At 61.1% G+C, this 24,175-nt stretch carries 20 protein-coding genes and 4 tRNA genes; 7 read left to right on the top strand and 17 right to left on the bottom strand.

Annotation, left to right across the window (positions count from 1 at the left end):
- Positions 1-9 precede the first annotated feature (9 nt).
- Positions 10-3,462, bottom strand: coding sequence for a DNA polymerase III subunit alpha (gene dnaE / locus B3B04_RS09760; protein ID WP_292042365.1), 3,453 nt, complete (start codon positions 3,460-3,462; stop codon positions 10-12).
- Positions 3,463-3,773: 311 nt separating this feature from the next.
- Between dnaE and B3B04_RS09755 the strand changes: the two genes are divergently transcribed.
- Positions 3,774-4,850 carry a PA0069 family radical SAM protein gene (locus B3B04_RS09755; RefSeq protein WP_292042361.1) on the top strand — a complete coding sequence of 359 codons (1,077 nt, stop codon included), beginning with the start codon at positions 3,774-3,776 and terminating at the stop codon, positions 4,848-4,850.
- A 3-nt stretch (positions 4,851-4,853) separates the two neighbouring features.
- On the opposite strand, the gene B3B04_RS09750 is transcribed toward B3B04_RS09755, so the two are convergent.
- Together B3B04_RS09750 and B3B04_RS09745 are read right to left on the bottom strand one after the other, a co-directional pair.
- Complete coding sequence (locus B3B04_RS09750) at positions 4,854-5,258, bottom strand: hypothetical protein (RefSeq protein WP_292042358.1); 405 nt, start codon at positions 5,256-5,258, stop codon at positions 4,854-4,856.
- Between the two features lie 20 nt (positions 5,259-5,278).
- Positions 5,279-6,523 (bottom strand): class I SAM-dependent RNA methyltransferase, encoded by a 1,245-nt coding sequence (locus B3B04_RS09745; protein ID WP_292042355.1) that lies wholly within the window; start codon positions 6,521-6,523, stop codon positions 5,279-5,281.
- Positions 6,524-6,673: 150 nt separating this feature from the next.
- Here B3B04_RS09745 and B3B04_RS09740 point away from each other — a divergent pair, with 150 nt between their 5' ends.
- Positions 6,674-7,285 (top strand): hypothetical protein, encoded by a 612-nt coding sequence (locus B3B04_RS09740; RefSeq protein ID WP_292042354.1) that lies wholly within the window; start codon positions 6,674-6,676, stop codon positions 7,283-7,285.
- An 84-nt stretch (positions 7,286-7,369) separates the two neighbouring features.
- Here B3B04_RS09740 and B3B04_RS09735 read toward each other — a convergent pair whose 3' ends face one another.
- The 5 genes from B3B04_RS09735 to B3B04_RS09715 all read right to left on the bottom strand — a co-directional run bounded on the left by B3B04_RS09735 (position 7,370) and on the right by B3B04_RS09715 (position 14,043).
- Positions 7,370-8,107 (bottom strand): TlyA family RNA methyltransferase, encoded by a 738-nt coding sequence (locus tag B3B04_RS09735; RefSeq protein ID WP_292042351.1) that lies wholly within the window; start codon positions 8,105-8,107, stop codon positions 7,370-7,372.
- Complete coding sequence (locus B3B04_RS09730) at positions 8,104-10,833, bottom strand: valine--tRNA ligase (RefSeq protein WP_292042643.1); 2,730 nt, start codon at positions 10,831-10,833, stop codon at positions 8,104-8,106. The genes B3B04_RS09735 and B3B04_RS09730 overlap by 4 nt, the downstream gene beginning before the upstream one ends.
- A 123-nt stretch (positions 10,834-10,956) precedes the next feature.
- The gene (locus B3B04_RS09725; protein WP_292042349.1) at positions 10,957-11,499 is read right to left on the bottom strand and encodes a DUF2497 domain-containing protein; all 543 of its coding nucleotides are present in this window, start codon (positions 11,497-11,499) and stop codon (positions 10,957-10,959) included.
- Between the two features lie 177 nt (positions 11,500-11,676).
- On the bottom strand, positions 11,677-13,257 hold the full coding sequence (locus B3B04_RS09720; protein WP_292042346.1) for a TolC family outer membrane protein: 1,581 nt from the start codon (positions 13,255-13,257) through the stop codon (positions 11,677-11,679).
- 156 nt (positions 13,258-13,413) lie between these two features.
- Positions 13,414-14,043, bottom strand: coding sequence for a protein-L-isoaspartate O-methyltransferase family protein (locus B3B04_RS09715; protein ID WP_292042343.1), 630 nt, complete (start codon positions 14,041-14,043; stop codon positions 13,414-13,416).
- Positions 14,044-14,172: 129 nt separating this feature from the next.
- Here B3B04_RS09715 and B3B04_RS09710 point away from each other — a divergent pair.
- Positions 14,173-14,246 (top strand) — tRNA-Cys (locus tag B3B04_RS09710).
- A 246-nt stretch (positions 14,247-14,492) separates the two neighbouring features.
- On the opposite strand, the gene B3B04_RS14605 is transcribed toward B3B04_RS09710, so the two are convergent.
- Together B3B04_RS14605 and B3B04_RS14600 are read right to left on the bottom strand one after the other, a co-directional pair.
- Complete coding sequence (locus tag B3B04_RS14605; RefSeq protein ID WP_313442896.1) at positions 14,493-14,840, bottom strand: TrmH family RNA methyltransferase; 348 nt, start codon at positions 14,838-14,840, stop codon at positions 14,493-14,495.
- On the bottom strand, positions 14,840-15,295 hold the full coding sequence (locus B3B04_RS14600) for a hypothetical protein (protein WP_313442899.1): 456 nt from the start codon (positions 15,293-15,295) through the stop codon (positions 14,840-14,842). The genes B3B04_RS14605 and B3B04_RS14600 overlap by 1 nt, the downstream gene beginning before the upstream one ends.
- Positions 15,296-15,419: 124 nt before the next feature.
- On the opposite strand from B3B04_RS14600, the gene B3B04_RS09700 reads away from it, so the two are divergent.
- The 3 genes from B3B04_RS09700 to B3B04_RS09690 all read left to right on the top strand — a co-directional run bounded on the left by B3B04_RS09700 (position 15,420) and on the right by B3B04_RS09690 (position 17,058).
- Positions 15,420-15,494 (top strand) — tRNA-Asn (locus B3B04_RS09700).
- 154 nt (positions 15,495-15,648) lie between these two features.
- Positions 15,649-15,723: transfer RNA gene (locus B3B04_RS09695), tRNA-Asn, on the top strand.
- A gap of 585 nt (positions 15,724-16,308) precedes the next feature.
- A complete protein-coding gene (locus tag B3B04_RS09690) occupies positions 16,309-17,058 on the top strand; it encodes a DUF72 domain-containing protein (protein ID WP_292042341.1) in 750 nt (249 codons plus the stop codon).
- A gap of 33 nt (positions 17,059-17,091) precedes the next feature.
- Here B3B04_RS09690 and tenA read toward each other — a convergent pair whose 3' ends face one another.
- The 7 genes from tenA to B3B04_RS14595 all read right to left on the bottom strand — a co-directional run bounded on the left by tenA (position 17,092) and on the right by B3B04_RS14595 (position 23,066).
- On the bottom strand, positions 17,092-17,769 hold the full coding sequence (gene tenA / locus B3B04_RS09685) for a thiaminase II (protein WP_292042340.1): 678 nt from the start codon (positions 17,767-17,769) through the stop codon (positions 17,092-17,094).
- Positions 17,769-18,410, bottom strand: coding sequence for a TenA family protein (locus B3B04_RS09680; protein ID WP_292042338.1), 642 nt, complete (start codon positions 18,408-18,410; stop codon positions 17,769-17,771). Before B3B04_RS09680 ends, tenA begins: the two co-directional genes overlap by 1 nt.
- A gap of 117 nt (positions 18,411-18,527) precedes the next feature.
- The gene (locus B3B04_RS09675) at positions 18,528-19,355 is read right to left on the bottom strand and encodes an MBL fold metallo-hydrolase (RefSeq protein ID WP_292042337.1); all 828 of its coding nucleotides are present in this window, start codon (positions 19,353-19,355) and stop codon (positions 18,528-18,530) included.
- Entirely contained in the window at positions 19,355-20,134 is a 780-nt protein-coding gene (locus B3B04_RS09670; RefSeq protein WP_292042334.1) for a TatD family hydrolase, read from the bottom strand. The genes B3B04_RS09675 and B3B04_RS09670 overlap by 1 nt, the downstream gene beginning before the upstream one ends.
- A gap of 3 nt (positions 20,135-20,137) precedes the next feature.
- Positions 20,138-21,118, bottom strand: coding sequence for a DNA polymerase III subunit delta' (locus tag B3B04_RS09665; protein WP_292042333.1), 981 nt, complete (start codon positions 21,116-21,118; stop codon positions 20,138-20,140).
- Entirely contained in the window at positions 21,115-21,738 is a 624-nt protein-coding gene (tmk, locus tag B3B04_RS09660; protein WP_292042331.1) for a dTMP kinase, read from the bottom strand. Before tmk ends, B3B04_RS09665 begins: the two co-directional genes overlap by 4 nt.
- Positions 21,739-21,779: 41 nt before the next feature.
- Complete coding sequence (locus B3B04_RS14595) at positions 21,780-23,066, bottom strand: septal ring lytic transglycosylase RlpA family protein (RefSeq protein ID WP_313442906.1); 1,287 nt, start codon at positions 23,064-23,066, stop codon at positions 21,780-21,782.
- Positions 23,067-23,215: 149 nt separating this feature from the next.
- Here B3B04_RS14595 and B3B04_RS09645 point away from each other — a divergent pair.
- Positions 23,216-23,305: transfer RNA gene (locus B3B04_RS09645), tRNA-Ser, on the top strand.
- Positions 23,306-24,175 lie beyond the last annotated feature (870 nt).

Genomic DNA, 24,175 nt, shown 5'->3' with positions numbered 1-24,175 from the left:
AACGCCTGATCAGGCATCTTCCAGCATGACCACACCCGGCACCGTTTTCAGTGCGCCGCGCAGGGCCGCATCCAAACGATAGCGCCCGGGCAGTTTGATCTCGACCTCGGTGCGGCCTTGCAACGTGGTCTGAACCCAGACCTCGCCGCCCTTGCCGTTAGCGCGGGCGCGATCCAATCGGGCCTTTAGTGCCTCGGGATCAGCGCCATTGGACGATACCACGACACGCAGGCCGATGTTGGCGTCATCCAGCAGCACATCCATGCGCGTGGCATCGTCGCCAAAGAAACGCACCTCGCCGTCATTGGCCTTGGCCCGCACCTTCACCAGCACAGACTGGCCGACCTCCAACACATCGCGACAGCGGCGCAGCTGTTCCGGCGGGAACAGGCATTCAAACTCGCCTGTCGGATCGGAGAAGCCGACAAAGGCAAACTTTTCGCCATTCTTGTTGGGGCGTTCCTGTTTGCGGCGAACCACACCCGCCATCTGGAAGGCTTCGTGTCCGGCTTCGGCCAGACCTTGGGCCTCGGCCACGAAGGTCACCCGCTTGCGCTTCAGGGCTGGCGTCAGTTCTTCCAGCGGGTGGCCCGACAGATAAAAGCCGACAGCGGCCAGTTCTTGATCAAGTTTTTCCGGTCCGGCCCAGGGCTCAACCGATCGCAGGCGCGGACGCGCAGCCCCCGCCTGATCGGCCCCGAACAAACTGACCTGCGATGAGGCGCGCTCTGCCGCCACGCTCTGGCAATAGGCCACCAAGACATCGGCCTGCTCAAATAGCTGGCGCCGGTTGGGGTGAATGCTGTCAAACGCCCCTGCCCGCGCCAGTCCTTCCACTGCGCGCTTGTTCACCACCTTGGGGTCAACGCGTTCGAGGAAGTCAAAGATATCAGCGAACGGTCCGCCCGCGTTGCGCACCTCGACCACATGCTTCATGGCCTCAAGGCCCACGTTACGGATGGCCCCCAGCGCATACAGCACGCTACCCTTGTCGCCATCCCACGCGACGTCGAAGTCAGCCGACGAGCGGTTGATGTCAGGTGCCACGACCGGAATCTCGAAGCGGCGGCAATCCTGATAGAAGACGGCCAGCTTGTCCGTGTTCGAAAGATCGAGCGACATCGAAGCCGCAAAAAACTCGACCGGATGGTTGGCCTTCAGCCAGCCCGTCTGGAACGAAATCAGCGCATAGGCCGCAGCGTGCGATTTGTTGAAGCCATAGCCCGCGAACTTGGCCACAAGGTCAAAGATGCCGCCGGACTGGTCTTCCGGCACGCCCTTTTCCGAAGCGCCCTTCACGAAGCGGAGGCGCTGGAAATCCATCTCCTCCTTTTTCTTCTTACCCATAGCGCGACGCAGAAGGTCGGCTTCACCGAGGCTGTAGCCTGCCAGGATCTGGGCGATCTTCATCACCTGTTCCTGATAGATGATGACGCCGTAGGTTTCGGTCAGCACCTCTTTCAGGCTGGGGTGTAGGTAGTCGACTTCCGCACGACCGAACTTACGGTCGATATAGGTGTCGATCATCTCCATCGGGCCGGGACGATAGAGCGAGATCAGTGCCGTGATCTCTTCAATCGAGCCGCATCGCATCTTGCGCAGCGTGTCCCGCATGCCCTGCGATTCAAGCTGGAACACCCCGACCGTCTGGCCCGAAGCCATCAGCTCATAGGTTTTGGCATCATCGAGAGGCAGCAAGTTCCATTCCGGCCCTGCGCCACGGCGATCAAGGAAGCTCTTGGCGCGGTCCAGGACCGTCAGGGTCTTCAGGCCCAGGAAGTCGAACTTCACCAGACCCGCCGGCTCCACCCATTTCATATTGAACTGGGACGCCGGAATGGTTGAGCGCGGGTCCTGATACAGCGGCACCAGTTCCGTCAGCGGGCGGTCCCCGATCACGATACCTGCGGCGTGGGTCGAGGCGTTACGATACAGCCCCTCCAGCTCCATCGACGTATCGAGCAACGCCTTAACGGCCGGTTCGTCATCGCGCATCTGGCGAAGGCGCGGCTCCATCTCGAGAGCCTGCGCCAATGTGACCGGATTGGCCGGGTTGGCCGGAACCATCTTGGCCAGACGGTCGACCTGACCGAACGGCAACTGCATCACCCGCCCGACGTCACGCAGCACCACTCGGGCCTGCAGCGTGCCGAAGGTGATGATCTGGGCCACACGGTCCTTGCCGTAGTGCCCTTGCACATAGTCGATAACTTCTTCGCGCCGCTCCTGACAGAAATCGATATCGAAGTCGGGCATCGATACGCGTTCAGGGTTCAGGAAGCGCTCGAACAGAAGACCGAACCGCAGCGGGTCGAGATCGGTAATCGTCAACGACCACGCCACCAGCGAGCCCGCACCCGAACCACGCCCCGGGCCTACGGGGATGTCGTGCAGCTTGGCCCATTTGATGAAGTCCGAAACGATCAGGAAGTAACCCGGGAAACCCATCTGCTGGATGATCCCGACCTCCCATTCGAGGCGCTGCCAATATTCCTCTTCGGGAGCAAAGGCAGGGTTCTTGGCCAGCCGCGCTTTCAGACCTTCCCGCGCCTGATGCGCCAGTTCGTCGTCTTCCGAACGCCCTGCGCCGGTATCGAAACGCGGCAGGATCGGTTTGTGCGTCTTCGTTAGGAAGGCGCAGCGGCGTGCGATCTCCAATGTGTTGTCGCAGGCCTCGGGCAGGTCCGCGAACAGGGCCCGCATGTCCTCAGGCGATTTGAACCAATGCTCGACCGTAACGCGGCGGCGGTCTTCCTGACCGACAAACGCCCCGTCCGAGATACACAACAGGGCATCGTGCGCCTTGGCCTGACTGGATTTGGCGAAATAGACGTCATTGGTAGCCACCAACGGCACGTCGTTATCGTAGGCCCAGCGCACCAGTCCCGGCTCGGCGGCTTGCTCCTCGGGCAACTCGTGGCGCTGTAGCTCGACATAAAAGCGGTCGCCAAAAACCGCCTTCATCGTGGTCAGCGCCTCACTGGCGTCGGCGTCCTTACCCGCTGCGAACAGAGGGTTCACCGGACCGTCCGGTCCGCCGGACAGCAGGATCAACCCTTCGGACTTTTCGGCGACCAGTTCCCACGGCACGCCCTGCTCGGGCAGATCAATTGTGTCGAGGAAAGAGGATGACGACAGGGCGCAAAGGTTCAACCAGCCCTGCTCATTCTGCGCCAACAGCATGATAGTGGGCACCTTGGCCCAGCGCTCCGGCTTGCGGCCACCGATACCGAACACCGGCAAGGCACAGCCCACAATCGGCTGAACCCCTGCGTCTTTTACGGTTTGGCTGAACTCCAGCGCGCCAAACAGATTGGACCGGTCGGCAATCGCCACAGCGGGCATACCGGCCTCGGCAGCCATCTTGCCGATCTTGCCCGCCTTGATCGCGCCTTCCAGCAGCGAATAGGCACTGCGCACGCGCAGATGGACAAAACCTGCAGTCTCTGCCGTCTCAGCCAATGCCAAACTCCAAACCCAAGTGAACGCCGCGCGGGTGACATACCCATTGTGCGTAGAGTCTGTCTCTGGCTCCAGCACGCGGCAGAAGCATGACCTCCGGTCTTAGCTGACCAGGAACGCAGCCTGCCACACCATCCAGACGAAGCCGCCGCAGGATGCAAGAGCCGCCAAATCAGTAACCAACCGCTTCATGGCTTTATCCCCATGTCCAATGTTCGTGTTTTGTTCTTAATGGCCGTTTTTCGGGCCTGCAAGCCCTTACCCCTAAAATTGTTCTTGTTCCGTTCCGTTTTTGGTGGTCCAGTCCGGCTATGAGCAAAGTCAGTGGTCGCGGTGCCCGCTCGAATGCGTCTGGCCGGTTCGAGGCCCTGACCATCGAGGCGATGGACGATGGTTGGACGCAAGAGGATGCGGACTGCCCGCCCCTGCGCACCACTTTGGCCGTCGAGAACGCGCGCACCATCATCACGCGCAACACCAGTCCCGATATCCAGTTTGACCGCTCGATCAATCCATACCGAGGGTGCGAGCACGGCTGCACCTATTGTTACGCACGTCCGGCGCACGCCTATATGGGGCTGTCGCCGGGTATCGATTTCGAGAGCAAACTGTTCTTCAAGCCCGATGCGCCGACCCTACTACGCAAGGAATTGAACGCGCCGCGCTATCGTTGCCAGCCCATCCACATTGGCGGCAACACCGACCCCTATCAGCCGGTGGACCGCGAAACAGGCCTGACGCGACAGGTGTTGGAAGTTCTGCAACAGTATCGCCACCCCTTCTCCATCATCACCAAATCGGCATTGATCGCGCGCGATGCAGATATTCTGGGCGAGATGGGCAAGGCTGGTCTGGCGCGGGCGTGCGTTTCTATCACGACGCTGGACCGCCAGTTGGCTCGCGCGATGGAGCCGCGCGCCGCCACCCCTGTCCGCCGTCTGGACGCCATCAGCCGATTGGCGGATGCAGGATGCCCCGTCACGGTTGGTTTTGCGCCGGTGATCCCGGGGTTAAATGATCATGAGTTGGAGGCCGTGCTGGAGGCCGCCGCCAAGGCAGGCGCGACCTCGGCCATGTATGTGACTCTTCGCCTGCCGCTGGAGATCAAAGACCTGTTTCAGGAATGGCTGGCCGATGCGCGACCGGATCGCGCGGCGCGGGTCATGTCGCTGGTCCGGCAGACGCGCGGCGGTAAAGACTATGACCCCGACTGGTCACAGCGCATGAAGGGCACCGGACCCGTCGCCCAGTTGATCGCCACCCGTTTCAAGGCGGCAATCAAACGCTATGGGCTGGATACGCACAAGATGGCGCTGGATATCAGCCAGTTCCGCCTGCCGCCCGAGACCCGACCACAGATGGACCTATTCGCCGACGCCTTCGGCTAAAGCTCAGTCGTCGGCCGCTGACGGGTCGATATAATCCTGCACCAGCTGGCGCCACGTCGCATCGGACGCATCCACCAGATCAACGTCTTCGGACAGAGCCACCGCGCCATCGCCGTCTGGCAGGATCAGGCCGTAGACCTCCATCTCTTCATCGTCAGAGTTGGTGTGGGCCTCGGCCTGAATGATGACAACAGGCTTTTCACCGTCTTCGTCCCACCAGATGGCAGGTTGGGGCAGTTCCAGATCCAGCGGATACGGACGTTCGGTATCGCCCAGAGCGAAAATGGCCGTTTTGGCGTGGACATCGTCCAGCGTCGCCACCCTACCCGTGAACGGCTTCAGACGATCCCAGTCGTCAAAGTCGAAACCGCCACCGTCGAGATCATCGACGTCATTCACCTGTGTCATGGTGTGCCTTTCCGGCAAAATCAGCGACGGAACACGCCGACCAGTTCGATGTGGGTGGACCAGATGAACTGGTCAATCGGCGTCACCTTTTCCAGTCGGAAACCGGCATCGACCAGCACGCGCGCATCGCGGGCAAATGTCTGCGGATTGCACGACACGCCGACGATGGTTTGGGCCTTGGTGCCCGGCAGTTGCTGGGTTTGTTCCAAAGCCCCTGCACGCGGCGGGTCCAGAACGATGGCGTCACAGCCTTTTAGGTCAAAGGGCGATAAGGGGCGGCGGAACAGGTCTCGCGCCTGCGCCTCAATGCCTTTCAGCCCTTGCGTCGTGGGCAAGGCCGCCTTTAGCGCGGCAATCGACGATGCCGCCGAATCGGCTGCGGTTACCGAAGCCACTTCGGCCAGCGGGAAGGTAAAGGTGCCTGCGCCGCAGAACAGGTCTGCCACCTTCTTATGGCCTATGACCGCAGCCACGGTGCGCTCGACCATGGCGGCCTCGGCGGCGGGCGAAGCTTGCAGGAAGCCCCCTGCCGGTATCGGCACCGAGGCCCGACCGAAGGTCACGCGCGGCTGGCGGGCCATGACCAAGGTGTCGCCATCCAGGCTGAGCCGCGCCAGATCGCCCTCGGCTGCGGCGGCGATGGCCTTGGCAAGCTGGTCGGCACTCGGCCCGCCCGAGCGTTTTTCAACGCCCGTTACATCCACATCTATGCCCGTATCGGTCAGGGTCGCATGCAGGGTCGGTGCCGATTTCGGATGCACCAGAAACGCATCGGCCACCTTCGCCAGCGTCGGGAATGCCGCGACCAGTGCCGGATCGGACACCGGACATTCCGTCAACTCGACCAGACGCCACGAGCGGCGCGCCTTGAAGCCCAGCAGCACACGGCCATTGGGGCCACGGCGCGCATGCAGCGCAATACGCCGGCGGGTGGCCGGCGGTGTGGCCACCGTGGCTTCGACCTCGGTTTCCAGACCTTCACGCGACAGGGTGTGGATCACCACATCGCGCTTCCATGCCAGATAGGGTGCATCGGACCAATGCTGCAGCGGAGCCACGCCGCATTCGGCATAAGCTTCGGAGAAAATGGGGCGGCGGTCGGGGCTGGCCTCGACCAGTTTAAAGCTCTCGACGCGACCATCCTTGATCTCGGCGCGCACCACTTCGCCGGGCAAGGCTCCGGGGACGAAGATGGCTCCATTGGGGGAATCGGCGATCCCGTCGCCTTGGTGTCCCATGCGGGTGATGGTCAGCGTTTGCGTCATAGCGCCGCTAATAGCCGCGGATCGTGTCGAAAACAAAGATGAACGAAGATGAACGGCATAATCAAAATCCGTTCAGACTCGTTCAGCTAGCCATAACCCAACGAGACGGAGCCGGAGCTGAAAGCGCGGCCCCTCGCGGGAGTTGTCAGCATGAACGTCAAACCCACCGCCTTTGCATTGGCCGCCGCTGCCTGCGCCGCCATGGTTCTGCCGACCACGGCCTCGGCACAGACCTATGGCTATGACTATCCGTCGGCCTACAGCAACAACACCTATTATGACCCGTGCGCGCGTGACCAGCGCGAGCGTCAGGCCGGTGCCGGTCTGCTGGGTGCCGCCATCGGCGCGGTTGCCGGATCGCAGGTCGCTTCGCGCGGTCGTCGCACCGAAGGCAGCCTGCTGGGCGGCGTATTGGGTGCCGCTATCGGTGCGGGTGTGGGTCGCAGTACGGCTGCCTGCCAGCCCAACTATCAGCAACCGGTTCGCTATCAGGGCTATGACACCCAGTCCTATGGCTATGAGCCGGCCTATGATCCCTATGACCGTCGCGATTACCGCCGCGACGACGGCTACGACTATTATGGTGACTACCCGCAAAGCTATGACCGTGGTTACGGCTATGGCGGATCGGTCCAGCCAGTTCAGGCTGACAATGGTTGTCGTCTGGCCGAAAGCCAAATCCGCATGCCTGATGGCCGGATGGAGGTTCGCCACGTGCGCACCTGTCCGGACAGCAGCGGCCGCTATCGCATCGTCGATTAATTCTCAGCCCCCCTGTCTAATCGATGATGTGAAGAAGGCCGCCGGAGCAATCCGGCGGCCTTCATACTTTCATGGGTTCGAACTTTAGGCTCGGCGTTTGGCCCAGAGCAGGAACTCGCGATTGCCGTCCCCGCCCACGATCGGACTGTCAGCCACGTCTTGCACGGACCAGCCAATGCTCTCCAGCCAGTCCCTGACCTTGTCGACCGCCGCCTGATGGGCGGCAGGGTCCTTGACCACGCCCTTCTTGCCCACAGCGGCAGCACTGTCGGCCTCGAACTGGGGTTTGACCAAGGTCATCAGCTGGGCGCTTCGAGCGGCCAGAGAGAGCGGCACGGGCAGCACCTTCAACAGGCTGATGAAGCTGGCATCGCAGACGATCAAGGCGGGCGGCGTGGTTATCTGTTCAGTCGTCAGCTCGCGCGCGTCGGTCTTTTCCAGATTGATGACGCGCGGATCGGCGGCGACGCGCGGGTGCATCTGCCCCTGCCCCACATCGACGGCGAACACCTTGGCCGCGCCGCGATCCAGACAGACCTCAGTGAAGCCACCTGTCGATGCGCCAACATCCATGGCAACCTTGCCCGCCACGTCCAGCGGCCACAGCTCAAAGGCACGCTCCAGTTTTAGCGCGCCGCGACCGACCCAGCGGTGGGCATCGGTATATTGGATGTCGGCGTCTTCGAGCACCTTTAGCGAGGCACTTTTGGCCACCTCGCCGTCAACGGTGACATTGCCCGCCTCGATGGCCGCCTTGGCCTTGGACCGGCTTTCGGCCAGCCCAAGGTTCACGAGGTGTTGGTCGAGCCGGATACGGCTCACGCCATGGCTTCCAGACGCACCAGAGCAGCCTGCAACTTGGCCTTGCCTGCTTCAGCGTCGGCCAGTTTCTGTCGTTGGTCCTCAACCACATCCGGTGCGGCGCGCGACACGAAGTTCGGGTTACCGAGCTTCTTGTTGTAGTGCGCGATATCGCTGTCGAAGGCGGCAATTTCCTTGTTCAGGCGAGCTTTCTCGGCGCTCAGGTCGATAAAGTCGGCCAGCGACAGTGCCACGGTCGAACCGCCCGAAACGCAGGTCACAGCACCCGACGGGGCCGCATCCAGAATTGACACTTCCGACACGCGGGCCAATTGCAGGATCAGCGGACGGTGACGCTCGACCAGAACCTTGGTGGCTTCATCTGCACCAACGAAAGCCAGCGGCGGCTTGGCCGACGGCGGAACGTTCATCTCGGCACGCAGAGCACGGATTTCACCGATCAGATCGACCAGCCAGCCGATCTCGGCCTCGGCTTCGGCGTCAATGAAACTGTCCGGTAGCTGCGGCCAGCTGGCACCGATCAGCAGGGTGTCTCGCGACGGACCGGTCTTGCCCAGTTCGGCCCACAGCTCTTCGGTGATGTACGGCATAACCGGATGCAGCAGCTTCAGCGTCTCGTCCAGAACCCACGCGGTCATGGCGCGGGTCTCGATCTTGGCTGCCTCGTCCGAGCCTTGGAACACCGGCTTGGCCAGTTCCAGATACCAGTCGCAGAAGACGTTCCAGATGTAGCGGTACAGCGCGCCCGCCGCATCGTCGAAACGACCACCAAGGATGGCTTCCGAAACGGCACGTTCGGCCTTGGTCAGTTCGCCAAGGATCCAGCGGTTGATGGTCTGCTGCACGTTGGCAGGGTCGAAGCCTTCGACACGGGCGCATTCGTTCATCTGGCTAAAGCGTGCGGCATTCCACAGCTTGGTGCCGAAGTTGCGATACCCTTCAATGCGTTGCTTCGACAACTTAATGTCGCGCGTGCCCGAGAGGATGGCCATGGTGAAGCGCAGCGGGTCGGCACCCAGCTCGTCCACGATCTCCAGCGGGTCGATGACGTTGCCCTTGGACTTCGACATCTTCTGGCCCTTCTCGTCACGAACGAGGCCATTGATGATAACGCGCTTGAACGGCGCATCGCCCATGAAATGCTTGCCCATCATCATCATGCGGGCAACCCAGAAGAAGATGATGTCGGCAGCGGTGACGAGGTCAGCGGTCGGATAGAAACGGGCCAGATCGTCGGTCTGTTCAGGCCAGCCCATGGTCGAGAACGGCCACAGCGCCGAAGAGAACCACGTGTCCAGCACGTCTTCCTCGCGGGTCAGCTCAACACCGGCACCCAGTTTGGCTTCGGCTTCGGCGCGGGCTTCCTCTTCGGTTTCGGCGACGAAGATTTCGCCGTCAGGACCGTACCATGCCGGGATCTGATGCCCCCACCATAGTTGGCGCGAGACGCACCACGGCTCGATGTTGTTCAGCCACTCGAAATAGACCTTCTCATAGCTCTTCGGCTCGAAAACGGTCTCGCCGTCCTGAACGGCTTTCAGCGCCGGCTGAGCCAGGGTTTTGGCATCAACCCACCACTGGTCGGTCAGCCACGGCTCGATGACAGCACCCGAACGGTCGCCGTGCGGGACCTGATGCTTGGTCTTTTCGATCTCTTTCAGCCAGCCGTCTTCCTCGGCCTTGGCGATGATCGCCTTGCGCGCGACGAAACGGTCCATGCCAACGTATTCAGCCGGGATTTCCGGCACTTCATCGGCGATGATGCGCGCCAGCGAGTCCATGACGTTCAGCGACGGCAGACCGGCACGCTTGCCAACCTGGAAGTCGTTAAAGTCATGCGCCGGCGTGATCTTCACCGCGCCCGAACCCTTTTCCGGATCAGCGTATTCGTCGGCCACGATCGGCACGCGACGGCCGGTGATCGGCAGGACGACTTCCTTGCCGACGAGGCCAGCATAACGCTCGTCCTTCGGGTGAACGGCCACGCCGGTATCGCCCAGCATGGTTTCAGGGCGCGTGGTGGCGACCACGATGTAATCGCGGGTTTCAAACTCGGTCGGCTTGCCTTCTTCATCGAAAGCAACCGGATGCTGATAGGTTACGCCGTCAGCCAGCGGATAGGCGAAGTGCCAGTATGCGCCGTCGACTTCCTTCTGCTCGACCTCAAGGTCCGAAATAGCGGTCTGGAAGTGCGGATCCCAGTTCACCAGCCGCTTGGCGCGATAGATCAAACCCTCTTTGTAGAGCTGCACGAACACCTTGCGGACGGCCTCATTCAGGCCCTCGTCCAGCGTAAAGCGCTCACGCGACCAGTCGCACGATGCGCCCAGACGGCGCAGTTGCTGGATGATGGTGCCGCCCGACTGGGCTTTCCATTCCCACACCTTGTCGACGAAGGCGTCGCGGCCCATTTCACGGCGGCCCGGCAGTCCATCTGCGGCCAGCTTACGCTCGACGACCATCTGGGTCGCGATGCCCGCATGGTCCGTACCCGGCAGCCACAGCACAGCCTTACCCGTCATACGGTGATAGCGGGCCAGAATATCCTGCAACGTGTTGTTCAGTGCGTGACCAATGTGCAGGCTGCCCGTCACGTTGGGCGGCGGAATGACGATCGAATAGGCTTCGGCAGCGCCTTCAGTCTTGGGCGCAAACAGTCCGCTGTCTTCCCACTGTGCATACAGGCGGGGCTCGGCGGCCTTCGGATCGAACGTCTTCTCAAGCATGGTCATGTCTTTGTCTCTAGCGCGCAACATGGGCGGCGTCGCGGGCTGAGGGGTAAATTACAACAGAAAAAGGCGGCCCCGCCGGAGCCGCCCCCTTCATTTAATGTCAGGCGAAGCCGAGGGCTAGCTCGCACTGCGTGCGATGCGCTCTACTTCCTTACGAACTTCACGTTCGACGATGGTCGGAAGGTTGGCATCCAGCCACGATTTCAGCATGGGGCGCAGCATGTCGCGAACCATGCCCTCGACGGTGTTGCCGCTGTCGAACGGCATATCCAGCGGCGCTGCGGGTGACGGACGCCCTGCGGCGGCCAGACCGGCGAAGGCATTGGCGGCCTCTGCGGCGGCGGCTTCGCTGACCAGAGCATCGTCAAACGCGACAGAAGGAGCCGGGGCCGGAACCGGCTCGGGCTCCGGCTCATAGATCGGTGCGACCTCAAGATCGCCGATGGTTTCAGCTGCCGGGGCCTCATAGGTCTCGGTCAGTTCCAGCACATCGTCTTCCGGCTCGGCGGCAAACGGCTCGGGTGCGGGTTCAGGTTCGGCCAAGACCTCGGGTGCGGCCTGCGCTTCGGTTTCCGCAGGCGCGTCGTCTTCGGAAATGATCCGGCGAATGGACGCCAGAATCTCTTCCATTGTCGGTTCCTGAGCGGTCGGATCAGTCATAACGAGCCTTGGATCAGCCTAAGCCATAAGCAGACAGGCATCAGAAACCAGAAGTTTTAAGAAAACTGGAATCTGCCGCCCACCCACAAGGCCAAGTGGTCGCATCATCGCACACAGGAATCAACGACGCTTTTTCTCCTAGCTGGGGATTGAGCGCCGTATGCCCGAAAAAACGGCTCAGTTTTCGGGTGCGGTCCGAACCACGTCGCTCTTGAGACGGGCGTCGATCGGTGCGTCCGGCAAATCTGTAGCCGGAGCCACAAGCGGCGCGCCGATGTGGTCCAGTGCCTCAATCACACCATCCCACGGCAGAGCGCCACGGTTACGGACAGCGCGATAGTTTTCGCTGGCATCATAGGCTTCCAGCTGCGGGTCCAGTTGCGGGCCCGACAGACGCCCCATGGCCGCCAGCAGCTGGGCTTCGGCGACATATTGATTGCGACGGGCCGACGCCAAGGTCACCTGCGCGCTACGCAGTTCCAATTCCTGGTTCAGGACGTCCAAAGTGGTACGTAGGCCGACCTGTGCTTCCTGACGCACGCCCTCGGCGGCCACCGAGGCGGCACGTACAGCCTGCTCGCCTGCCAACAGCGACGAACGCGCCGACGCGGCCTGAGCATAGGCCGAGCTAAGGGTCTGAAGAACCGTGCGGCGCTCGCCTTCAACCAGGATCTGCGCGGCATTGGCGCGCTCCAGAGCCTGCGCCACGCGAGAACGGTTCAGACCGCCCGTAAAGAGCGGCACCCGCACCGAAGCACCTGCGGTAAAGGCCGTACGGTCGGAGAGATCGAAACCCGACAGATCATTGGCCGTGCCGCCATAGGAGGCCTGCAAGCCGACGGTCGGACGATATTCAGCGCGAGCCGCAGCCACGTTCGCCTCGGCCGCAGCGAGAGAATATTGAGCGGCCAGCACCTGAGGGTTTTCAATCAGCGCCACGTCAAGCGCGGCGTCAAAATCATTGGGCACGCCCGGCAGCGGCGGAAGGGATTCCAGATCGGTCGGTGCCTGACCCACAACCGAAGCATAGGCGGCACGAGACACTGACAGCTGGGCCTGAGCCTGCGCCAGATCCGCCTCGGACTGGGCCAGACGGGCTTCGGACTGGGCCACGTCGGTGCGGGTGATCTCGCCGACTTCGAAGCGGGCGTTTGATTCTTCCAGCTGGCGACGCAGCACCTGCAGGTTCTCCTGACGGACGCGCAGGATTTCCATGTCGCGGAGCACATCGGCGTAGGCCTGAATCACGCCCAGCATGACTTGCTGTTCAACGCGACGAAGATCTTCGCGACCGGCCAGAATATTGGCCTCGGCCACCGAGATCGCGCTGCGGATGCGCCCGCCGCTCCACAGGGTCTGATTCAGACCGACCGACGCTGTCGCACCGTCGGTGCTGACACGGCCGCCCGTGGTTTGCGATGTCCCCGGGATTGTGCCCGTCGCGTCCGGCACACCATCGCCGTCAAGGTCGATCGGGATCGCCGTCGCAGGCGAGGTCACCGTGACGCGGTCGGTGCGGGTTTCATTATAGGTGACACCCAGCGTGGCATCGACAGAAGGGCGCAGCCCAGCGCGCGCCTGAACGGTCGATTCGTCGAGGGCACGCTGGTTGGCCCGCTGGGCCAACAGATTAGGGTTGGTGCGATAGGCCAAGCCCACTGCATCGCGGAGTGACTCTGCCATTGCCGGAGCCGAAAGGCCGCCGGTCATCAGAGCCAAAACTGCTACCGAAGCCAAGACGCGCGTGCGTTTCACCATAACCTGTCCCTGCTGGCGCGTCCGTAAGTGACACGCCGTACCTCAATGTCTGTCCTTGGCACGGTTTACGGCAACGCCAGACCGACACCAGTTAAGATTTTTTCACGCAGGCGCAGGAGCGATCCGTCGCCCTCCCCTAGACCTAACGCGCTTTATTTAAAGCGCGAAGGCCGGTTGGGGCTTCAGTTCGTCCAGAATCACGGGCGAGCCGTCAAACAATTCGCGGCGCGAAACGCCTTCGCTGCTCTTTACGTACAGGACGGCTTTCCCGATGGGTCCGCTGCGCTCGACAACAACCAGACGGCCATTATCCGCCAGAGCTTCGATCCATGCGTCCTGACGGACCGGCACAGCCGCTTCAGACACGATCACGTCATAGCCCGAGCCCGACGGCGCGTTCAGCGGCGCTTCGACCGTTTTCACGCCATAGTCAGCGAGTGCTTCACCCGTGACAGCGAACACCTCGGCGTCCGAATCTTGCAAGGTCACGTCCAGACCCATCTTGGCTAGCACCGCCGCGGCGTACGGGCCAACGATGACCAGAGCCTTTTCACCGGCGCGTGCGTCGGTACCTTGCAGCAGTTTGCCCAGATCACGAGGCAGCATCAGGCGACGTTGCGCGGTCACTTCCGGCATAACGTCAGCATAGGCAGCGTGGGCGCGGTCCGGCGCACAGAAACGCTCACGTTCGACTGCGCCCAGCGCAGCGTGCAGTTCACGATCCGTCACATCGTTCACGCGGACTTGCGAGTCCACCATGACCTTGCGTGCAGCGGCGAAATCCATGTTCCGGTGTCCTTGAAGGCGACTAAGGCAAAAAAAATCTGTCGCGCTTATAAGACTCTACGTTGCGAACCGCAAACTAATCGGCTACTTCACGGCTCCTCGCGATGGCGACGCCCCCAAACGGGGCACGGCCTGATGGCGGAGTGGTGACGCAGAGGACTGCAAATCCTTGCACCCGGGTTCGATTCCCGGTCAGGCCTCCATCGCAGAGAACACCAAGGAACCCCGCTTCGGCGGGGTTTTCTTTTGCCTGTTTGGCTAGGATTGTGCGGCCCAGTGCATAAGGAATGGGGCTGCAACCAGCAGCAATAAGCTGGCCGTCAGGGCCGCAGCGCCTAGCCCCAGCACGATCTTCAGCGACTTATCCATCATGCTCTCGCTCCCTATGTGCGAGCCCACTCAATCGTTGATCCCATCCTGAAGCAATGCGGCATAACCGCGATCTGCGCTCAAGATGTCGCGAGATGATGAAGCGCGACAGCGCTGGTGGCTGCGACATTCAACGAATCGAACCCGCCCGCCATTCTGATTCCCACGGGCGTGCAGCGGTCGATGATGGGGCGCGGCAGGCCCGGCCCCTCGGTGCCCAGCAGAATCACCGTGCGGCCAGATGGCTTGAAGTCGCTCAACTGAGTCGTGGCCGATGGCGTCAACGCCAACACTTCCCATCCCCGCGCCTGCAACGCCTCCACCATTTCAGTGGCCGACACGCCCGTCACCATCGGCGTGCGCAGCACCGCTCCGACCGACACGCGGATCGCCTTACGGTAAAAAGGATCGCAGCAGCCCGAATCCATCAGCACCGCTCGTGCCCCGAATGCCGCCGCATTGCGGAAGATTCCGCCATATTGTCGTGGTTACCAATGCCGCTGGCCGCGACCAGGACCTTGGCCACCGAAGCCTCGACCGCATCCAGCATGCTAGACAGGCCGATGGCCTCCGGTTTGCGTCCCAAGGCCAGTATGCCGCGATGCAGATGAAATCCGGCGATGGTGTCCAGAACGTCCTGCGACGCCGTATAGACCGGCACATCGCCCAAGGCTTCCAACACGGGTAGCAAAGTCTCCCAGCGCTTTTCGGCAATCAGTACCGACACCGGCCGGCAAAGGGAGGCGTCGGACGCCAAGACACGCAGGACTACCTCCCCCTCGGCGATAAACAGCCCCTCTCGGCCCGTCAGGTCGCGTTCCTTTACCTGCGAATAGGCCTGAATGCGGGGATCCAGCGGGTCGGTCACGAGGATAGGCGTCATGGTCAAAGCCTTACCTCAAACCACCCTGAAAAGGCCCCGTGAAATTTCTGACGCTTTTGCGCGATTTAGCAGTTGCATGAATCAAAAACTCGCTGCTATACGCCCCTCTCCCTCGGGGCAGTGTTCCGCGGTAGCTCAGTGGTAGAGCAGCCGACTGTTAATCGGCTGGTCGTAGGTTCGAATCCTACCCGCGGAGCCAGCCCCCGAGTGGTGTTACGAAATGCGCCCCTGTGGCGCATTTTTCGTATCGACCTCCCCGCTTCCCGCAACGCAGATTTTTCTCTTTTAGATCAAGTCTTAGCTTGCAGGAATCAAAACGGGGCTGCTATACGCACCTCACCGAGAGGCAACGGTCCGCGGTAGCTCAGTGGTAGAGCAGCCGACTGTTAATCGGCTGGTCGTAGGTTCGAATCCTACCCGCGGAGCCACTCCTCATCGGAAGCAAAAAGCGCCGCATCTGCGGCGCTTTTTTCGTATTCAGCCCAGACGCCTAGCAACTTCCATCCTCGGAATAGGTGGGTCCAGCTCGTTGTCCCATTTCGCTAGCCGTCTGTCGCAACCATACGTCCGCGCTGGCGCGACCATCCGCCCGCATCCGACGTTCATATTCGCGGCGCAGCGTGTCGCGCTCTGACTGGCTTATACAATGCATCGGATTTGGAGCGCCCTCCCTATCACCGGATGACCGATCATTCGCTCGCGCGCGCGTTCTAGGAGAACGATCCTGATCAGGGGCCGTCTGCTGCTGCAGTAATTGACCATTGCTCATGATCTGGGCCTGTCGTCCGGCGTCAAACCAAATGTCTTGGGCAAGCACAGACGATCGACACAAGACAAACGGCAGCGGGCACAGAATAGCGTTTCATTTCTCGTCTCGCTTTCTACCCGACCGATCGAGGCTATCCCATCATTCCGATCTAACAAAGCGGAGCCGTTTACGCGCGATATCCTCTCTCGTAACCCTCGCCACGAGGGATTAGACAGAGGGGCACCCTTAAGTTGGCGGAGGCTTCATGTCTGGCAAAACCCACATCGGCATCGGCGGTTGGACCTTTGAGCCGTGGCGCGGCACCTTCTATCCGGACGGCTTGGTCCAGCGCCGAGAGCTGGAATATGCCGCATCGAAGCTGACCAGCATCGAGATCAATGGCACCTATTATTCCACGTTCAAGCCGGACAGCTGGACCAAATGGCGCGATGAAACGCCCAAGGACTTCGTCTTTGCGGTGAAGGCCAGCCGCTACTGCACCAACCGTAAGGTGCTGTCCGAAGGCGGTGAAAGCTTCGAGAAGTTTCTGTCGCAGGGCCTGACGGTGCTAGGCGACAAACTGGGGCCCATCAACTGGCAGTTTATGGGCACGAAGAAGTTCGACCCTGTCGATTTCGAGGGCTTTCTGAAACTGCTGCCCAAGGAAAAGGACGGCGTGCAACTGCGCCACGCGCTTGAGGTGCGGAACCCCACCTTTGCCTGCGAAGAGTTCTATGACCTCGCGCGCAAATACAACGCCGCCATCGTATATGCCGTCGATGATGAAGAGCCCACTTGGCCCGAGATTGATGAGCGTACTGCCGACTTCACCTATGCCCGCCTGATGTCCAGCCGCGCCGACGAACCCATCGGCCTGACCAGCGACGAATTGGATACTATCGCCGACAAAACCCGCGAATGGGCCAGGGGCGGTGACGTATTCGCCTATTTCATCTCCGGCGCAAAGGTGCGCAATCCGGCGGCAGCCATGGCTCTGATCAACAAAGTGAAATGACAAAAGGGCGGGATTATCACCCCGCCCTTTCCATTATTCCGTCTCGGCATCGCGGCCCAAATCGAGACCCATCTGCCAGAAGTTGGCTTCCAGCTTGGAGGCCATGGCGAAGATTTTGGTCAGCTCTTTGAACCGCTCTTCCGACACACCGCGCGACGCCAGCCGGTCGAGGTTGGCACGGGCCGCAGCGGCGACGCCCTGATACCCCTCGCCCGCATATTCGGCGATCCAGTCCTTATAAGGGTGGTTGTGCATCGCGGTCGGATCAACAGGTGCCAAGGCCTGGCCGATCTCGGCATAGCCAATCACGCACGGAGCCAGGGCGACGTGAAGGTCCAGCAAATCTCCCTGTAGGCCGCAATCGATGACATAGCGCGTATAGGCGACGTTGGAGTGGTGTTCCTCGGTGGCCTCGACATCGGCAGCAGACAAACCCCAGCGCTCGCAGAGCCGCAAATGCAGCTCCATTTCGCTGAGAATGCCCTGCATCGTTTGCTGGGCCGCGCGGATATCCTCCAGCGTACGGCCCTTATAGGCCGCCAGCGCCCAAGCCCGGCTAAAGTGGATCAGGAACAGATAGTCCTGCACCAGATAGGCTTTGAACGCCTCGACCGGCAGGGTGCCGTCGCCCATGCCGCGCACGAACTCATGATCGACATAGGACTGCCATTCGTCGTGCGCCGCGTCTTTCAGACGGTCGAAGAAATCCATTACGCTTCCCCCTCATAGACCGAGTCAAAAAAGGCCAGCTCCAGCTCGACAGCCCGCGCGAAGAAATCGCGGGCCAGGGCTTCGTCAGCAGGCCCCACGCGATCCAGCTCTCCCTGAAGGAAGGTCACGAAATCCACAAAGAAGGGATTGTCGTGCAGCGTAATCCATTCGGCGTGAATGAAGTTTTCCGGCAGCGGGCCATCCAGACGCTGCGCCCAGTCCAGATAAAGCCCCTCGGCCACGTTCAGCACGGCCATGATGGCGGCATAGGAACGCGTGGCCGCGGCTTCTTTCATCAAGGCTTTGAATCCCGCGGTGGGGGCAGTGTCGGGGATATCATGGCGCTCTTCGCCAATGCCCAGAGCCGCAAATGAACGCAGGAAATAGTCGTTCTCGTCGCTGCACACCATGCCGAGGAAGCGGCCCAGACGCAGGCGGCTTTCCAGCTGATCCGCAGACGCCACCGCCGCGCCGATCAGGATGATGAAGGCATCCACAAAACGATGGTCCTGAACCAGATAGCGGCCCATCACCTGATCCGAGACCGTGCCTGCCAACAGTTCGTCGACGAAACGGTGCTCGATGCTGGCGCGCCAAGATTGCTGGTGCTCGGCCTTAAGGCTCGCGACAAAACCCGTCATTGCGTTCTCCCTGATCCCGCGGGCTTTCTGGAGGAATCGCGGGTGCCATTGGGGTCGCATTTTGCATCAAAGGGGTAAAGTCGGCCGCCCGCTTCGGAAACCTAAGTTGTATCCCTACTAAAGCGGGAAACGCGCCGACCAACCATCAAAGCCGACCTCGACATTCGCTGGCAGGCGCGATGACAGGTCTTCATAGTCCAGATCGATATGAAGATTGGTCAGCACGGCCCGCTTCACGCCCGACTGTGCGATCCAGTCCAGCGCCTTGTCGACGTGTGCATGGGTGGGGTGCGGGTGATAGCGCAGGGCATCCACGATCCACAGATCGGCCTCGCGCACGGCCTCTATAGCCGCCTCGTCAAGATCGGATACGTCCGGCGAATACACCACGCCGCCCTGTCCGTCCTTGCCGCCCATGCGATAACCGACCGAGCGGATGTAGCCGTGCGCCTGATCGAACGTGACGACCGGAATAGGCCCGCCCTCGCCCGACACCTCCCAGTGAGTCCCATGCGGCGGGATCAGATGCGCCTCGGCAATGGCCGGATAGTTGTTTTGCGCCTCGAATACATAGCCAAAACGCGCCATCAGCGAGTCATGCGTCGCCTGATCCAGCCACACCGGAATGCGACGGCGACCCTGAATGAAGAAGACGCGGATATCGTCGATGCCGTGGGTCTGGTCGGCGTGGTCGTGGGTATAGAGCACCGCATCCAGATGGCGCACGCCCGCCATCACCATCTGCTGACGAAACTCCGGCGAGGTATCGACCACCACATTGGTAACGCCATCCGCACCGACGCGACGAAACAGCGCCGAACAGCGCGTGCGCAGATTGCGCGGATTGGCCGGATCACACACGCCCCAATTGCCATCGCCGCGCGGCACGCCGCCCGACGATCCCGAACCCAGTATGACGACTTCCAGTTCGGCAGCTTGGCTCATCAGGGCCTCGGGATGGTATGGAACAGTCCAAAGAAGGCGTCGGTCGTCAGCTGATCCGCCTCCTGCGGCGACCAGCCTCGGATTTCGGCCAGTTTTGACAGAACGTGGCTGATAAAGGCCGGTTCATTACGACGCCCGCGATATGGGATCGGTGCCAGATACGGACAGTCGGTTTCGACGATGATGCGCTCATTAGGCATGGTGCGGATCACCTCGCGCACGTCCTCGGCGGCCTTGAACGTGGCAATGCCGGAAACCGAGAACCACGCCCCCAGTTCATGCGCCAGATCAGCCAGATCCTGACCGCTGGTGTAGCAGTGCATCAGAAATTTGAACGGCCCAACGGCCATTTCTTCTTTCAGGATCTGGGCGCAGACCTCATCGGCCTCGCGCGTGTGCACGATCAGCGGCAGGCCGGTTTCGCGCGCGGCAATGATGTGCTGGCGAAACACCTTGGCCTGGACCTCGCGCGGACTAAGGTCATAGTGGAAATCCAGACCGCACTCCCCAATGCCGACCACGCGGTCGCGCTGGGCCAGTTCGATGAGGGTGTCAGCGGTGAGGTCGTCGTAATCCTTGGCCTCGTGCGGGTGGACACCCACCGTGCACCAGATGTCCGGATTGCCCATGGCGATGGCGTGGGTCGCCTCGAACGTCGAAAGCTTGTCGGAGATTTCGACCATCATCTGCACGCCGGCCTCGCGGGCACGCGCGATGACCTCGTCGCGGTCTTCGTCAAACTGGGGGGCGTGAAGATTGACGTGGCTGTCGATCAGCATGGTTCAGTACAAAGCTTTCGTCCGCGCGATGTCTGCCAGTGCACCCAGCAGCACATCGCCCTTATCCATATTTAGTCCGGCGGCTCGTTCCGGCAATTCCGACAGGCGTCCCCACAGATCGGCCCAGTGCGCGCCTTCGCGTCCTCCGCTTTCTGCCGCGCGGCGCTTTACTGTCGCGATCAGACGATCCATCAGCGCCTCGAAGCGCACCGCGCCTTCGGCACCACGGAAACTACCCGCCAGATCGAGCTCCTCCTTGCGATCCAGACCACCCGCCTCGACGATAATGCGAGCCAGTTGGTCCATTTCAAACAGAGGACCGGACGCAAGGCTCAACGCTGCACCGGGTGAGCCACCGGCCATGCTGGCCGCGTTTTCGGCATCATCCCACGACACATGGGTCTTCTGCTGGACTAGTTCAGCCAGACGCGCCTCGGTCCACACGGGAAAGCTGAGGCGGCGGCAACGCGAACGGATCGTCGGCAGCAGGCGACCCGGCGCATGCGTGACCAAAAACAGCACGCCGCTTTCAGGTGGTTCCTCAAGAATCTTCAGCAAGGCATTGGCAGAATTGACGTTTAGATCATCAGCCGCATCAATAATGGCCACGCGGTGCTTGGCCTGCGACGGGCTCTTGGAGAAGAACTCCGGCAGCTGGCGCGCCTGATCGACCGAAATGGCTTTCTTGGTTTTGCCGCCTTCGACAATGCGTTCCAGCACCAGCAAATCAGGATGCGCCTGTGCCGCTACCAGTCGGCTGACCGGATCATGAGGCGACGCCCCAAGAGGTCCGCGCGATGTGTCCGGTGCCGCGCCCAGCAGACGCCGCGCCGCGCGATAGGCAAAGGTCGCCTTGCCCGCACCCTCGACCCCGCACAGGAGCCAGGCGTGGTGAAGACGTCCGCGTTGCAGGGCGTCCAGAAAGGCGTCTTCCGCCTTTAAATCGGGAATGAGGTCGTAACGGTCGCGCGGATGCTCGCTCAAAGCAGCCGCTCCTCCACCACGGCCCACAACCGCTCGGCAACCTCTTCTACCTCGCCCGTGGCGTCCAGAACCACACAGCGTTCCGGATGGCGAACCGCAACCTCAAGGAAGCCCTCGCGGAGCTTTTGATGGAACTCCAGCCCCTTGGATTCAAAGCGCGTTTCAAACAGGCCACGGCCAAAGGCGCGCTCTAGCCCCACCTCCACCGGAATATCGAACACAACGGTCAAATTGGGCTGGTTGTCGCCGACAACGTGTTCGTCCAGCGCCTCGATCAGGCTGTCCGGCGCACCGCCGCCCGCCCCCTGATAGGCACGGCTCGAATCGGCAAAGCGGTCACAGACCACCCATTTGCCCTCTTCCAGCGCAGGCAGGATTTTGCGTTCAAGGTGGTCCGAACGCGAGGCGTACATCAGCAGGGTTTCGGTACGCGCCGACCACCGCTCTGCATCACCCGACACCGCAATGGCGCGGATTTCCTCGGCACCCGGCGATCCGCCCGGCTCTCTGGTCTGGACGACGTCGATGCCTTGCGCACGCAGGCGCTCTGCCAACAGGCGCGCCTGTGTGGTCTTACCGGCACCCTCGCCGCCCTCGAATGTAATAAATCTGCCTCGCACGGGCGCACAATGGCGGCGCCCGCAAAGGAAGTCACCCCCGCTTAATCGGCTATCAACAGGGCGTCGCCAAAACCTCGTGCGATAATGGCCTGACGCGAGCGTTCAGCTGCCGCATGATCGGGCCAGGGGCCGACCACAACGCGGTAAAGCGTGCGTCCGTTTCGCTCGAAACTTTCCACAGTTGCCCCGCCGCCCAGTTGGCGCGCCACGGCATTGGCAAAGGCGGGCTGCTCGAACACGCTGACCTGCACGCGATAGCCCTCCGGTGTCCCCGGATATGTCGGCGCCGGCACTGTCGCAGGCGGATAGACGGGCTGCGACTGTGGCTGAGCTACCGGCGGCGCATAGGGAGATACTGGCGCGGTCTGGGGCGAAGGTGCGGGTACAGGCGGCGGTAACGGTTGCACCGGCGTTGCATAAGGCGAAACCGGCTCTTGAACCGGCGGGGCATAGGGCGCGGGTGTCGGGGTCGGTACTGGAACCGGCACGGGTGCCGGAATCGGCGCAGGCACCACCGGTGCGGGCAGTGGATCACGCGACGGCATGACCGGCGGCAGCGGCTGTTCAGGGATCGGCACATTGCGCACCGTCGGCACGCCCTCATAGCCTCGGCGCGGGCTCTGGGTTCTGGGGCGAGACGGCGCGGATTGCGCCGGAGGCTGCCTCACCACCTCATTATATGGACGCTCGGTCGAAGAGCGCGGCGCGGGTGCCACAGGAACCGATGCCGCAGGTTGGCTCGCACCACGCGTGCCCACATCGGCCAAGCGCGCGCCGCCACCGGATCGTGGTGCCCGTCCGGCATAGCGCACCCTCACCTCGCCCACACCCTGTTGCAACAGGCCCAATGCCTCTGCCGCGCCACGCGACAGGTCAATGATGCGATTGTCCACGAACGGCCCACGGTCATTCACCCGCAGCAACACGCGTCGTCCATTGGCGGGGTTGGTGACCTCGACCATGCTGGGCAGCGGCAAGGTTTTGTGCGCCGCCGTCAGGGCATTCATGTCAAACCGCTCACCGGTCGAAGTAGACTTGCCGTGATGATACTGACCATACCAGGACGCCATCCCCGTCTCGTCATAGTTCGGCTGTTCCACCGGACGATAGGTGCGCCCTCTGATTGTATAGGGGCGCATCGTCCCCGAAACGAACGGTGCCGGATCATTAACCGTCGGAATATCCACCAGCGGCCCGCCCTTGCCCCCGGAACTGGCGCAAGCCGTTAACGTCAGCAAGCCCGCCGTGACCATCAAGGCGCGCACAAACCGACGCCCGCCATCGCGGGCCATCAGCAGTTGTCGGGGGGTACAAACGGCCACTGTCATATCGCCACTATGACCAGACGACACTTCCGGTTTGGTTAACGCATCTTAGTCATTTTGCGCTTTCTTCCGCCCACCAAATGCGGCTATTCACCACCCCATCGCTGATTCAGGCCTCGTCGCCTGCTTCATGCTCGCGGCATCCCGCAAACGGAAGTGTGGCCGAGTGGTTTAAGGCACTGGTCTTGAAAACCAGCGTAGGTGAGAGCCTACCGTGGGTTCGAATCCCACCGCTTCCGCCATCTATTCAACAACAACTAGTAAGTATAAATAAGCACATACTAGTCATGTTTACTTAAAATCTACATCAGAGACTGAGTAAGTTATGAATATTTCCAATTAAACTGGATATATACTTTATCAAAATCTCTAAGGTAGATTTTGGATACTTTAAGCTGCGACATTTCCGCGGCTTGCAGCCAAAACTATATCTCAGCTTCGAATCCATATCTTCCCGCCATCTATTCAACAACAACTAATAAGCATAAATAAGCACACACTAGTCATGTTTACTTAAAATCTACATCAGAGACTGAGTAAGTTATGAATAATTCCAATAAAACTGGCTATATACTTTATCAAAATCTCTAAGGTAGATTTTGGATACTTTAAGCCGCGACATTTCCGTGGCTTGCAGCCAAAACTATATCTCAGCTTCGAATCCATATCTTCCCGCCATCTATTCACCCGCTAAAGCGGGCTATGCGGGTCGCCCGCAAATACCCCCGACATTACCGCAACTTGCGCAGCCCACCTGGGCTATTTGCCGTCTCCAGAGATGGCTGATGGCGCAGTTATGCCCCTCATTCTCCCGCCCGTCTCCGTTTGCGCAGCGGCGCTAGAGTTTGGCGCGCCCTTTGCCTGTTTACAGGGAATAACAGGGAATATCGCCTGTGTTTTGATAGCGGAAGCCTGGCACCAAACCGACAAAACCCCGCTGTAGCGGGGCTTTTGATAGTGCGGCAGCTCATTTCCCTTACAAATTAACAGGGAAAATAAAACGGCCGAGCAGGGAATAAATCGACCGTATCAGGGATTCAAATCACGATATCAGCGAATGGATTCAGTCCATAAAAAGAGCCCGCTGATCGGTGCTGACAAGTTAACTGGAT

Origin of the sequence: Brevundimonas sp. UBA5713, assembly GCF_002419815.1 — a bacterium.
In the GTDB taxonomy this organism is placed as follows: Bacteria; Pseudomonadota; Alphaproteobacteria; order Caulobacterales; family Caulobacteraceae; genus Brevundimonas.
The sequence above is the reverse complement of the archived record's forward strand: the minus strand, read 5'-3'. Positions and strand labels throughout refer to the sequence as shown.

What these genes read in the sequence shown, in the direction of transcription:
- B3B04_RS09755 (WP_292042361.1), top strand. Translation starts at nt 3,774, where the DNA reads ATGAGCAAAGTCAGTGGTCGCGGTGCCCGCTCGAATGCGTCTGGCCGG.
- B3B04_RS09750 (WP_292042358.1), bottom strand. Translation starts at nt 5,258, where the DNA reads ATGACACAGGTGAATGACGTCGATGATCTCGACGGTGGCGGTTTCGAC.
- B3B04_RS09745 (WP_292042355.1), bottom strand. Translation starts at nt 6,523, where the DNA reads ATGACGCAAACGCTGACCATCACCCGCATGGGACACCAAGGCGACGGG.
- B3B04_RS09740 (WP_292042354.1), top strand. Translation starts at nt 6,674, where the DNA reads ATGAACGTCAAACCCACCGCCTTTGCATTGGCCGCCGCTGCCTGCGCC.
- B3B04_RS09730 (WP_292042643.1), bottom strand. Translation starts at nt 10,833, where the DNA reads ATGCTTGAGAAGACGTTCGATCCGAAGGCCGCCGAGCCCCGCCTGTAT.
- B3B04_RS09725 (WP_292042349.1), bottom strand. Translation starts at nt 11,499, where the DNA reads ATGACTGATCCGACCGCTCAGGAACCGACAATGGAAGAGATTCTGGCG.
- B3B04_RS09720 (WP_292042346.1), bottom strand. Translation starts at nt 13,257, where the DNA reads ATGGTGAAACGCACGCGCGTCTTGGCTTCGGTAGCAGTTTTGGCTCTG.
- B3B04_RS09715 (WP_292042343.1), bottom strand. Translation starts at nt 14,043, where the DNA reads ATGGATTTCGCCGCTGCACGCAAGGTCATGGTGGACTCGCAAGTCCGC.
- B3B04_RS14605 (WP_313442896.1), bottom strand. Translation starts at nt 14,840, where the DNA reads ATGGATTCGGGCTGCTGCGATCCTTTTTACCGTAAGGCGATCCGCGTG.
- B3B04_RS14600 (WP_313442899.1), bottom strand. Translation starts at nt 15,295, where the DNA reads ATGACGCCTATCCTCGTGACCGACCCGCTGGATCCCCGCATTCAGGCC.
- B3B04_RS09690 (WP_292042341.1), top strand. Translation starts at nt 16,309, where the DNA reads ATGTCTGGCAAAACCCACATCGGCATCGGCGGTTGGACCTTTGAGCCG.
- tenA (WP_292042340.1), bottom strand. Translation starts at nt 17,769, where the DNA reads ATGGATTTCTTCGACCGTCTGAAAGACGCGGCGCACGACGAATGGCAG.
- B3B04_RS09680 (WP_292042338.1), bottom strand. Translation starts at nt 18,410, where the DNA reads ATGACGGGTTTTGTCGCGAGCCTTAAGGCCGAGCACCAGCAATCTTGG.
- B3B04_RS09675 (WP_292042337.1), bottom strand. Translation starts at nt 19,355, where the DNA reads ATGAGCCAAGCTGCCGAACTGGAAGTCGTCATACTGGGTTCGGGATCG.
- B3B04_RS09670 (WP_292042334.1), bottom strand. Translation starts at nt 20,134, where the DNA reads ATGCTGATCGACAGCCACGTCAATCTTCACGCCCCCCAGTTTGACGAA.
- B3B04_RS14595 (WP_313442906.1), bottom strand. Translation starts at nt 23,066, where the DNA reads ATGACAGTGGCCGTTTGTACCCCCCGACAACTGCTGATGGCCCGCGAT.